Origin of the sequence: Marinobacter halodurans (genome assembly GCF_004327985.1) — a bacterium.
GTDB classification, from domain to species: Bacteria; Pseudomonadota; Gammaproteobacteria; order Pseudomonadales; family Oleiphilaceae; genus Marinobacter_A; species Marinobacter_A halodurans.
Genome location: NZ_SJDL01000008.1, coordinates 82,851 through 95,079, shown reverse-complemented (window position 1 = coordinate 95,079; position 12,229 = coordinate 82,851). Strand labels below are relative to the sequence as shown.

At 54.2% G+C, this 12,229-nt stretch carries 7 protein-coding genes; 1 reads left to right on the top strand and 6 read right to left on the bottom strand.

The annotated features are described in order from the left end of the window. Positions 1-47 precede the first annotated feature (47 nt). The 4 genes from EZI54_RS07195 to EZI54_RS07180 form a co-directional block, all read right to left on the bottom strand. Positions 48-1,052: a hypothetical protein gene (locus EZI54_RS07195; protein WP_131480494.1), complete on the bottom strand. Its 1,005-nt coding sequence runs from the start codon at positions 1,050-1,052 to the stop codon at positions 48-50. A gap of 2 nt (positions 1,053-1,054) precedes the next feature. Further along, on the bottom strand, positions 1,055-1,738 hold the full coding sequence (locus EZI54_RS07190) for a hypothetical protein (protein ID WP_131480492.1): 684 nt from the start codon (positions 1,736-1,738) through the stop codon (positions 1,055-1,057). Positions 1,739-1,850: 112 nt separating this feature from the next. Further along, positions 1,851-8,672, bottom strand: a complete 6,822-nt coding sequence (locus EZI54_RS07185; RefSeq protein WP_131480490.1) for a helicase-related protein — start codon at positions 8,670-8,672, stop codon at positions 1,851-1,853. 89 nt (positions 8,673-8,761) lie between these two features. Then, positions 8,762-10,246: a hypothetical protein gene (locus tag EZI54_RS07180; protein WP_131480488.1), complete on the bottom strand. Its 1,485-nt coding sequence runs from the start codon at positions 10,244-10,246 to the stop codon at positions 8,762-8,764. Between the two features lie 173 nt (positions 10,247-10,419). On the opposite strand from EZI54_RS07180, the gene EZI54_RS07175 reads away from it, so the two are divergent. After that, positions 10,420-10,962, top strand: coding sequence for a hypothetical protein (locus tag EZI54_RS07175; protein WP_131480486.1), 543 nt, complete (start codon positions 10,420-10,422; stop codon positions 10,960-10,962). A gap of 271 nt (positions 10,963-11,233) precedes the next feature. Here EZI54_RS07175 and EZI54_RS07170 read toward each other — a convergent pair whose 3' ends face one another. Together EZI54_RS07170 and EZI54_RS07165 are read right to left on the bottom strand one after the other, a co-directional pair. After that, positions 11,234-11,629 carry a hypothetical protein gene (locus EZI54_RS07170; RefSeq protein ID WP_131480484.1) on the bottom strand — a complete coding sequence of 132 codons (396 nt, stop codon included), beginning with the start codon at positions 11,627-11,629 and terminating at the stop codon, positions 11,234-11,236. Continuing rightward, positions 11,626-12,015 (bottom strand): hypothetical protein, encoded by a 390-nt coding sequence (locus tag EZI54_RS07165; RefSeq protein ID WP_131480482.1) that lies wholly within the window; start codon positions 12,013-12,015, stop codon positions 11,626-11,628. The genes EZI54_RS07170 and EZI54_RS07165 overlap by 4 nt, the downstream gene beginning before the upstream one ends. Between the last annotated feature and the right edge of the window lie 214 nt (positions 12,016-12,229).

The window sequence follows — 12,229 nt, the reverse complement described above, 5'->3', positions numbered from 1 at the left end:
AGCCGTGGCCGCTCTAAATGGCGGTGCACCGATAGGTTATGAATCCATCACATATTCATAGACGGTTCACTATCCATGACGGCAGACTCATCCATATCGATCCCACTGTGCTGCGTCAGGGCAATCAAGGTGGTTTGCTGAATCATCTGGAAGTGGGAAAGAAAATGAGCCTCGACATTGTTCAAGGGGTACCCCTGCGCCATAACGTCACGGCGTTCATCAGTAGGCATTTCACGGATTGTGTCGAGAGTTTCCCTAACCTGGCTGACCCAGCATTCTTGCAGTGTCCGGCCTGCGCGATACAGAAGGTTTCCGCGCAACGCCTGCTGATCCCTTTCAGACATATCATCGACCGCTGGATGCTGGCCGAGGGTTTCGTCCACCGTACTGGCTATGAGATCGGCCAGCCGCTGAATGGTCTCGTTACGGTCCGGTTGGAAGTAGTCGAAACGCTGGTATGCAGCAATTACGGGACTCATTGCATTAAGCAGGTGTTCAGCTTTAACCGCTTCAGGTGAACGATGTTCGTTGTGGTCCCTGTTCAAAGACGTTTGAGTCCAAATCCCCTCAATCTCATGAGCATTGGATAACTGCTCTGCGAGATCCATCGTGAAGACTTCTGGACCAACGTATCGGTAATACTGTCCGACGTAATCTGCGACTGTGCTGGTCAAACGGGCCTTGACCCACGGTTCGTCAATCTCAGCGACGGTGTTCGCGAGCCGGTCACGAAGTGATTTCGCTTGTTCACCGACAAAGGTGAGAAAGTCGCGCTGCCTCTCCTCTATCCGGCCAAGGAAAGCGGCATCGCTAACTGGCTCTTCCTCTTTTTGGCGTTCAAGTGAATGAAAAGCCAATACCGGTTCAAGAGAGCTGCCCATAATTTTCTGGGCGTTGAGTGTTGCGCCGGCCGTCCCGTGCAGCTCTTTGTGGTTTTCGACGGTTTGCCGTGCTTGGGCGAAAAGGTTGCTTGCCTGACCACCGCCACTGGAGGGTTCGGCCTTCGGCGCCGGCGACTTCGTATCTTCTCGGCGTTGATTGATTTGATACATAGTTACTCCTGGGACGGTTCCGGACCGGCTTTCTCAGACTCCGGTGTATTCAAGAGCTTCGCGCGCTCTCGTACCTTTTCAGGCAACAGGGCTCGCGGCGACACTTCGAGATTGGTGAGCATTTCAATCGTTGGGGTCAGATCGAGCGTATCAGGAGCGGATTCGCCTGAAAGCCGAATTTGGAATTCCTGACTCATTTGGTGAATATCCTCAATCGCCATGTCCAGCATGAGCCAGGTAACGGAGAGAGGAATACCGGAGTCAGTGCGGACGCAAGTGTGTGCATCCATCAATGCTCTGGGGTCCTTCTTATTATAGAGGGCAGGCCGGTTTACCTGATCGCGGACTGATTCGGCCAAATCGCTCAAGGTCCAAGGCTGATCCGAGGTCATCGAGCTGAGATATTGCTGGACCAGCTTTTCTTCGCGACCTGACTTAAACCGCCACTCCATGGCCGGGCTCAAAACATGAGTCAGGTAATCAGTGACAATCGGTAGAAGTCCGTCACAACGGAACGCCTGCTCTACGCTCAGTGATGCGTCACTGACATCGACCTGTTGAATACCCCGACCATAAGCCCTCATGGCCGCCACCCGCTCAGTAATAAGTTCCGAGCGGGCAGCGCCCCCGGCAGTAGGGAAGCCGTCAGGGAATTTCAGCAAAGTTTCGGGGCTATTTGAGAGCATGGCGCATCCTGATATAACAGTAGCGATTGGAATGAGGTAGAGCGAACTGCGGCTCTACCATACGAGGCACCAGTTTAGCGCCTCGAAAGGCGCGTAAACGGCGCTGAACGGCTTATGCCGTGCCGAGGTTCATTTGCACGTCCTCAGTTTCACTCGGGGCATAAATCGGACTGTTGATGGGCACCGGCAGATCAGTAGGCTCAATCGGTGTGTTGGTGTACTGATTGATTTGCCGGATGAAATCAATGATGGGCTCGGGATCCATCACCTTGTCGGCGTCCAATTCGCTGCCGACTTCAGCCAACAGGTCGGAATATTTTTCCTCGAGCTCATCCAGCTCCTGCTGGCGGGGGAAATCAGAACCGAAGTCGCTTTCCGCCGCAGCAAGGTCTTCCTTTTTGCTGGCGATCAGCATCTCTTGCCGTTCAAGCTCGGTGCCGCCAGCAATGCGCTGCAGCTCCCGGTTAAGCGCACGGGCTGCTTTTTCCCATGGATCCATTCTGTTTTCATCTTCCGCCAGCTCCAGGCTTTTCTGGTCCAGAGCGACATAGGCCACCTCGTCCATGCGGCCATTGAGGCGCATGATTTCGACTTTTGGGGATTCGGCCCGCAGATGGTTAAGGGTGACTTTGAGGCCCCCAAATACGCCCACGTCGCGCTTGGAGTATGCCCGAGTCAGCGCATATTGCTTCTCCAACACATTCTTGATGGCCTTAATGCCGCCGATATGGGAAGCAGAGCCTTCCTGCAGGCCTGGCTGGGCGCCTTCGATCTCGAAGTGGAGAGGGGCATTCTCATGCACCAGCTTGTACTCTTCTTCCATGTCCTTCTTGTTGTACTCCATGCGCTGGATCAAACTTTTCAGTTCCTCAATCCGGTTACCCAGATCGGCCTGTTCATCCTGATGGTTGTTGCGGAAGCGGCGGAGCTTATCCAGCGCTGAGCGTGTTTCCATGAAGGTCTTGATCTTGTCGTTGCCTGTTGTGACCTGCAGGACATCCTCAAACTGAATGGCAGAGTCATCCTCAATGGTCCGTTCGCATTTATCGGGATGGCTCATCGCGGTTGAGATCATCTTCTGCTTGCGCTTCAAGGTCTCCCAGATGAACAGATCAAAGCTGTCCTGGGTGGTGTAAGTGAAGTTGAACACCTCATCGAACAGGTTGCCCTGGCGGTCCATCCGGCCCAAACGCTGCTCAATGTCTGATGGTTTCCAGGGAGGATCCATTTGATGCATCGCGACGAGGCGCTTCTGCACGTTGGTGCCGACCCCCATCTTGTCCGTAGACCCCAGTAGGAATCGAATTTGGCCTTCCCGGGCCCTCTCGAACAGCTTTTCCTTTTCCTCGTCGGTTTTCGCATCGTGAATGTATGCGATTTCAGATTCGTCGACACCGCGATCAATCAGCTTCTGACGAATGTCGTCGTAAAGATTGAAGAGCCCGCTACCAGTCGGCGAAGAAAAGTCGCAGAAGATGAGCTGACAGGCCTTCTCAGCTTCGTAGTTCTGATACAGCTCGAACGCCTTGCCGATCATCAAATTGACTTTGCTGGCGGGGTCGTCAGGTAGCTGCGGGTGAAGCAGGCGAGGATCCAGGCTTGCCTTTCGGCCGTCTGTTGCGATCGTCAGCAGTATGTCTTCCGGAATTTCTTCGGGGCGATCGACGTTGCCGGCCTCGTCGATGAGTCGTTTGTCGTTTCGCCCATAAAGATGTTCACGAACAAATACAGCCAGTGCTTCGGCATCACTGGACGGCTCATCGTCGTGTGACCGGACATGGCGGGCTCGGCCTTCGATGTACTTCATGAACGCGGCCATGAGGTCGGTGGTGGGGGCCACGATCGTTTCATGAGTCACATTGGGGGAGGGAAGATTCAGGTCTTCCCGGGTTTTTACATCGACAAACTGGCGGAATAGTTTGACCAGTTCAGGCACATTCTTGAATTGGGAGAGTCGTGTCTTGTTCTGGTATCCGCCGCCCTCGGGTTTGATTTCCAGGCTGGTTACCGTTTCGGCAAAGAGGGACATCCAGTCGTTGAAGTTCTCAATATCCATTTCCTTCAACAGATCCGGCCGGAGCATCCGCGTGAAGGTGTAACATTCGATCAGCGAGTTGCTGATCGGTGTGCCGGTGGCCATCAGCACGCCATTGGGCGACCCGTGCAGGTCCTCCATATAGCGGCACTTCATGAACATATCCCATGCACGCACCGATTCGGTTGTCGACACCCCGGGGATGCTCTTCGCGGTGTCGGGAGCCAGGTTCTTGTAGTAATGCGCCTCATCGATTCCCATATGGTCAACCCCCATTTCCTGGAGGTTGAGGATATTGTCCTTCTGGCGCTTCTCGAGCTCGGCATTCTTTCGCTTCAGCTGTGCCTCAAGGTTCTTCAGCTTCTTCTCGATGTTCTTCTGAGAAGGCGGCTTCTTAGCGCTCTTGTTGTCGTTCTGCTCCTGGGCGAGAGCCTTGCTCAAACGGTCCTTTTCGTCCGCCAGCATCTTGGCTTCAAACTCGCCTGGCACGCCAATTCTGGAGAACGACGAGTGGGTGCATACGATCAGGTCCCAGTCGCCGGCCGCGGCCCGGGCCACGAAGTTCGCTCGTTTTGCCGGGGTAATGTCTTCTTTATCTAGGACCAGGATGCGTGCTGACGGGAAAATGGACTGGGCATCGCCGGCGAACTGCCGAAGCATGTGGTTGGGCACCACGCACATAGGCTTGTTCCAGCGCCCCATTTGCTTGCCGCGGATAGCAGTGCTGACCAGTTGGAACGTCTTGCCGGCGCCAACACAGTGGGCGGTCATGGTGTTGCGCCCAGACACTGCCCGCCAGACAAAGTTATTCTGATGAACTCGAGGCACCCACGAGTCCGCCATGCCCGGGTAGACCATGTGCGAACCATCCGGTTCAGTCAGCCGGAAGGTGTTGAATCGTTCGTTGTAGGTATCGGTGAGCCGTTTCGCGCGGGAAGGCTCTCGCATAACCCATTGCTTGAAAGCTTCCTCAATTTCCTCAAGTTTGCCTTGGGCCTTTAGGGTTTCCTCCTGGTTTACAACATACTCATCCGGATCAAACGAAATTTTGTCTCGTACAACCGGTTGAGTGTTGGTAAAGGCGTGGTTCAGAAGCCTGAAGGCATCACAGCGGGACGTCCCCCAGCGATGCATGGTGACCTGCTCCTGATTGCGAGCGAGTCCCGCAAGAGGTTTGTTTAGATTTCTCTGCTGAACGCGCCAGTGGCGGCTTTCCCGGTCGAATACTGGTGTAACGCCGTGGTCGCCGGACGTATTGAAGTCCAGTACGGACTTCATGAAATCTTCCAGGATTTCCTTTGGAATCCAGAAGGCGTCGACGCCGACCTGGATTTGCGAAGGCAGCAATGGTTCCGGCAGGCTTTCTTCCAGAGCTTTTACATTCCGCTCAAATTCTGGATCCGCGGCGGCGGCCTGCTTCGCCTTGTCGATTTTCGGCCGAAGGTTCCCGGAAAGGTAAGTGTCGACGGTTTCAGGCTCACCGGTACCGGGATTCAGAAATGCCAACTCCTGTTCTATCAAGGCGTTAACGACGCTCTCAGCGCTATCAAACGCATCGCCCAACAGATCCTTCATGTAATCCGGAGCGATCTTGCCGGTGTAGGTCAACGAGAGCGCCAAGGCATCTGTCAGCGATTCGGCTGAATCGGGGATTTGAACTGTCGGCGAAACGGTGCGCTTTTCAAAAATAGCGGTCTTGGAAATTTCGCCGGTGTCCGCGTTCTCATGCTCAAGCGCGTAAAGAAATGGCTCACGCACGTCATGCCGAAACAGTTTGCGATGAACCTTGGTGTTCAATGAGCCAAATTGGCGAGAGAAGTCATCGTATTGCGAGTTCAGGGTTTCACGCAGATCTGCTGCAACCTTCTCCGTTTGCGCGTCATTACCCTGGGCTTCAGTCTCCAGAAGCTTTTGCGTGGTCGCCATCAAACCAAGCATGGCCTTCATGGGTTTGACGTACTTCTTAGCGACCTTGATGGGTTGTTCCGAAAGAACCTTCTCGCCGCCAGCTTTTTCAACGTGATGGAAGGTCTGGGTATCTTCATTGAAGACGACTTCACCTGGTTGAGCGTCTGCGTTTTCAGACCGCAACACAGTCCGCTCAAATTGCTTTTTGAGGTCGCTGACGCTGGCGGATTGGTGTCGCCGCGGTTGGGTGATCGCCTCCGGGGTCAGCCTTTCAAGTCGATCCTTCAGAGCAGTGACCATGCCCTCAATATCGGTATCGCCCTCGACGGCCAGATCGAAACTATATTGAGAGGAAACAATCTGAGGATTGCCCAAATAGCGTTCGGGCTCTTCCGAGAAAAGCTGGTTCACACGGAAAGCCATCAGCTCACCGGGTTCATACTCGTTCCCCTCGCCATCTGAAATGGTGCGCGTAGCAGCTACCGGGTAGGGCGCCTTGATGGTTCCCTGAATATCCAGCGGAGTGTAATTAGGGGTGAAATCCCCCTTTTTCTGGACGATGACAATATCGGTAGTGACGTCAGTTTGGGTGTTTTCGCGGAACGTCCCCGAAGGCAGCCGGACGACATTCACCACATGGGCGTTGTCCATGACGTACTTGCGAATCGCATCATCCTTGGAATCCATGAAGTAGCGCGATACAACGAATGCGGAGATACCGCCGGGGCGAACAAGGTCCAGTTTTTTCTTGATGAAATAGTTATGGATGCTGTCTTTCCATTCCGGCCGGTTCTTGTCGAAAACCTTGTAGTCGCCGAAGGGGACGTTTGATATCGATAGATCGAAAAAGTCATTCGACAGATCGGCATCTTCAAGGCCCTGATTGAGCACCGTGGCCTCCGGATGAATCTTTGAGGCAATGCGGGATGTTACCGGGTCAATCTCGACACCGGTGACATGACGTGGTGCCGCCCCCTGCACTGGGGCATGACTGATGAAGTTCAGCGTGCCGCATGAAGGCTCAATCGTGCGGTCGGCTTTGATGCCCATCCGCTGCAGGGCTCCCCAGATGGGCCGAATAACGCCTTCATGTGTGTAGTGTGCATTCAGGATCGTGCTTCGAATCGAGTTGAGGTCATTTTGCGAAAACTCGATATCGGCATTGCGAGCCCAGCTCTGCAGGCGGTCCTCGCAAGCCGTTAAGTACGAAGGCTTGGTGGACGGGATGAACGAAAGAAACTGCGGGTGAATGCCACCCCAGCCGCTGTATTCGGCAAGAAGTGACTTTTCGTCGTCAGTTGGTGGGCGATTTTCAGCCTCTATCTCAAAGAGGCATTCCATGGCGGCCAGGTTGTCCTCAACCCGGGCCGCCACCTTTTTGCCGCCGAAATCGTGCCCGGCAGCAAACCTGAAACCATTGTTTAGCGGGGCAGGGGTTCCGGCTGGCTCAGCTGCTCGTGCATCTGATTCATGACCTGTTCCCGCGTCTGCATCCGGTAGGCGTTCGCCTGTTGCACTGCTGCCATCGGATCCTTGGGCGACCGCGGAATCATCGGTTCGTTCTGTTCCCGAATCCGCTCCTCCAGCTGGTCGTACTCTTCCTGAATCTCCGCCAGCTTCAGTCGCAGCGGCATCATCGTCAGTTTTGTCGGATCCTCCGGATCGCTCACCCACTTCATCACGGTTTTCGGATGATCGTCGATCAGACCCTCCAGAAAGCCCTGCTCGAACGGTCCCATCGGGCAGTCCAGAAAGCTCTTGCGAATCAACCGCAGCAGCTGCTCGGTGGTCGCCGGATCCCGTTCGTACAGTGCCGGCATCGGAGCCCGATTCGTCGCCGGCAGATTCAGAGACTTCACTTCCTCCGCCAGCGCCATCAGTTCTTGGCTCGCCACCGTTTGCGAGCCCCCCGTATCCAGGGCCGTTGCCTCGTTCTCCAGGGCTTTCTCGGCGTCCATCGACCCCTGGTTCCACATTGCCTCGACCGCGGCTGCCTTCTCGCGAAAGATTGGGAATGTCGTCATGTATTTGCTCCTTTTGAGAATCAGAGGATTCCTCTGGGTCCATCTTATCAGTGGAATCGGGGGTGCGAATGTGGGGTGCAACACTCGCATTGTTATCTGCGGCGAGCCTTTGATTTCGCAGATCAGTGATTGACAGGGCCGCTTGGTAGGCTGCCTCGGAGAGAGACATCAACGGGTCTCGAGGATCACCGCCGACCGTGCGGACGGCGCCGGTGTTATCACGCACCTGGGCGTAAAAATGCTCACCGTCCTTCCGTTGACCACGTTTTACGATCGCATGAAGGTGTTCTACGTCCTCAAAGAAGACCACCTTTGAGTCCGCCAGCTTTTGTTCGACGTAGGACAGCGGCGCCGCGCCGGTCAGGGTTGCAGCGAAACCATTGTCGTTGACTTCATACTCGTGTTGTACGTTCCCACTTTCACCCCCCGACAGCGGGTTCCTTTGTTCCGCGGTGGAGTCTTCACCCACTGAAGGAGTGGCCACCGTTTCTTGTTCGAGCTGTCCCTGTTCCTGGTCTTGATTCCCCTCCGGCTGCGCCGGCTGAGGGTTTTCCTGACCCATATGAGGCGTTCTGCTGCTGACTTTTTGAGCCAGCTGGCGTTGATACCGGTTAAACATCACCTGCTCTGGCGCCATCCAGACTAATCTGGCGTTCGCAAAACCACGGGACAACGACTGATAAAGAGCGTTAACCCGTTCGATGCCAGGCCCTGCCAACAAAAAACGGGCTCCATTGTTGAGGGGCTTACCAAATACTTCCTGTCCCGCCTCTCGGGTCAACACGGAACGAAGGTTGCCCCGATATTGACTCAAGCGGGCTCGAGTGATTTCAGCCGACTCTTCTGGATCAGCGGCCGCCAGAATAACAACCGGGCGACCCTCGCTTGGCGTTTTGTAGTAAAGCGCTCTCAAACCGTAGTCAGAAAGATCGGGCCAGGGGATCATTCCAGGGTTCGTTTCACTCATGGCAAACCTGCTAATCAAAAAGGGGGTGACTTCATATCGAAAGAAAGGAAACGGCACCGCAGAAAGCGGTGCCGGGATTACAGGATGGGTTAACCCATGCCCATGCCGGTCTGCTGTTCCAGATCGTCCAGGTCGTCTGGACTCGGCATCAGATCAAAGTCATCCGGCATGTCATCCGGCAGCTCATCGAGAGCCATATCGGCCTGTGCCGCCAGGGCGGCGTCAATCTGCTGATCGTGAGAAGCCTGTTCTGCACTGGCTGCCGGCGCTTGTGAGGACGGTTGCGGCTGTGCTGCGGCGTCATTCGCTTGATTGTTAGTGGCACCGTTATGAATGGGCGCTTGAGCTTCATACGAAGCCTGGTGGCCATCATTTGCAGGGGCTGCTGCAGCCGGTGCAGGCGCAGGCGCCTGAGATTGACGAAGTGCTGACCACTCGTGGGCATATGGGTTTTCAGTCACATGATTGGGATGGCCCACCGGTGAAGCCACGACGCCCGGCTGCACGCCCAATGACGTCAGGGTCGCATTGTTCCGTTGGCTGGGATTCCCCTTCGGATCCTTGAATGGAATCTCAATAGAGGTGATAGCCAGCTTGTATTCCTGGCGGCGCTCAACCTCGACGGGTTTACCCGCACTGTCCGGGCGAGTAATACGACGCTGCGTTTCTGAAATCATCTGCTCTACGGCCGATTTTTCCAGCGGTTGGCCCGTCTGGAAATCAACAGTTGTCCCAAACACACCAACTGTGAATCCATGGCCGGCATGGATAACCGTATCCATCTGATTGGATTCCAGGTTACGCAGGATCGCCTGCAGCATGTTGTTGTTGAAGAAAGCGTCCAGCTGCTGCTCGCGGGTTGCGTTAGCGTAATTACCGGTCTGTGGGTCCCGGATCTGGTTGGGCATAATGATTTCAGGGCCATCATTGATACCATCGATGCGCAAACGCACCATCGGAGACGTTTTATCCGGCGCCTTATCAATCGCTTGTTCAGCAGCTTTCTTTAGCTTCCCGTTAATGTCATCCGAGGCCACATTAATATCAATTTCGGACTGTTCTTCCGGAATGACGTAGGCCAAACCACGATGTTGGCGGCCATTATTGTTTGCATTGGCGAACTCTTTTGGACGGCCATCAGCTTGAAGCTGGCCAAACGGCCGAATCTTGACCCAGTTCTTGCCAATGCCAATTTTGGCTGTCTCCATGCGCTGGTCGATACGCGTCAAGGATTTGTCGATCGACAAACGCTTGAGGTGTCGCGCCATGATGTTGCCGTTGCCCCGCTCGATGGCACGGTCGACACGAATAAAGCCACCTACTTCGGTGTGGGTCAGCGAATTTCGATTGGCGAAATCCGAAACTCCCATGACATTGCCATCCGGGTTATTCACCATCACAGTGACTTTCTTGGGCGCACCTTTTTCATCCAAATTGTAGATGTCCGTACCTTCGATCTTCCATTGACCAGGATTCTCGTGAGGTAAGTAGCGATCTACCTGGATTACTCGAGTAGAAGGCCGATTGGCCTCGCGAACTTCATTTTTTGCCTGGGCGAATACGTTAAGAGTCATGCGGAATCTCCGTTGCTGGTAGCCGACGATATGTGATTCGGTATGACATAGAATAGTGCATTCGATAAACGGCAAAAATAGGTCAGACAACCCTTGTCCATTAAATCCGACATCCTGATTTACGAGTGTGTACCCCCGCGTTTATGGTTGTCTTGGTTTGGTAGGCTACCTACATGACTCAACGACAGCCCAATTCCGTAGATAACAAACCACCCCAAACACCGGCACCAAGTCTGGCAGAAGCATTTGGTGCTCGCTTTCGGGCGGCTTTGATGTATGCACGATTGACACCGGCCGGTCTGTATCGGCGGCTAGTCAACGATTATGGACTGTCGTTATCCAGAGCAAGCATCTATGACGCCTATGATGGCCGTGTGGCTCGCCCTAAATATGTTTATGAGGTGGCTGAAATCACCGGCGTTAATCTTCCCTGGCTGATCCAGGGGAGGGGAGTCATGGTCGATATTTCGGGTCGCGTTTCCAGTCGAGAAGAGGCTGATCGTTTGCTTCGGATAACTCTGCGACAGCACGTGATCCCCACAAACCGTAATGACTTAATTCGTGTGGCTGACCGGTTTCTCGATAAGCTGTACCACCATGATTTGTCAGCTACCCAGTCGGATTTGCTGGACCGGTTGCTCTTGGTTTTGAATAAAGCTGACTCTGATCAACTGGCAGGGCTCGCCGTATTCATGGACGAGCTGACCAGTTCATAATTGGTCAACCCTCCACAATTTTGTTACCCCTTTTCTTCCCCCTTTCTTTCACGGTTCTGCACTAATGCTGGCGGTATAGACAGAGGCCTCGGCTTGGTCCTCCGGGGTTCAAGTGGGAACGTACAAGATGCGCATTGTGTTATTTCCAATTCCCGGAATGGCGCCGCTCTTATGCGGCGAAACGAGGATAAAGCTTGGAGCGTAAGGCGGGCATAAAAAAACCCGGCGCGAAGGCCAGGTTTTTGTCGGTGCTGATAACCAGGTATTGATATTACATTGAAGGACCGCTGGACGGTGCTGGCGGATCCATCTCTTCCTCGTCCGAGGGCATCGAGCGTGCTGTGCCCTGCAGGTGGGATACCGCGTCTTGGGTCTGGGCGCTGTTTTGCTGGACGTAGAAGGCGACTTGCTCTGGGCTCAGGTGGCGATCGGCCACTTCAACCGATTGGCCATTGTCCAGGTCGAATGAGGACACGTAGCGGACGGTCGTCGCTGATTCGCTGCCGGCGATACCTAACCCGGTGTCATGGATGTGGTGATCACCCGGGCCCTGGAAGGATACAGCGACGTCTTCTCCGGCACGATCGGCTTCCTGGATGCGCAACTGCAGCGCTTCAATGATTCGGTCCGTGACATCAACAAAACGTGACTGTGAGTTATTCATCATGCAATCGCCGTCCTTTTTGCGTTTGCTTCCAGCCAATCCATCCGCGAATCGAAGACTCCGGAGGCGGCGAGTTTATGCTGGGTCTGATGGCCATCCTGGCAATGCTCGACGACGGTAACCTGACCACCACCAGCCATGTAGCTGCCGAACTCATCGATCGACATCCCTATTTCATGGGTCTCAATCGTCAGCATGAACTCCTGCCCCTGGTCGCTGACAGCGATCAACTCAGCTGGCAAGGGCAGCTTTTCATTCTTGAACAAGATGCTGTCCACCAGTTTTTCTCCTGGCTCAGAAAGCTCTCCCGTATCAATGCGAACCTCTGTCAGTTCGCCCTGCGGTCCCTGTTGTCGAAACTGAGACAGGTACAGTGGTGGTATCAGCACGCGACTTCTCCTGGTGTTTATCTGACTTCTGCAAGTATCTCTAAACTTTGATAAATTTCACGTTTTGGTGAGTTAATTGTTCAGTTCGGGCACGATACATGATAAGGCCCGTGCTCGTTGTGAAACGAGGTTAAAAATCCTTCTGGAAACCGCTCATTTTCTAAACGACACTTGATGTTACATTACCTTACTTAACATCGTCTTACACTCGATC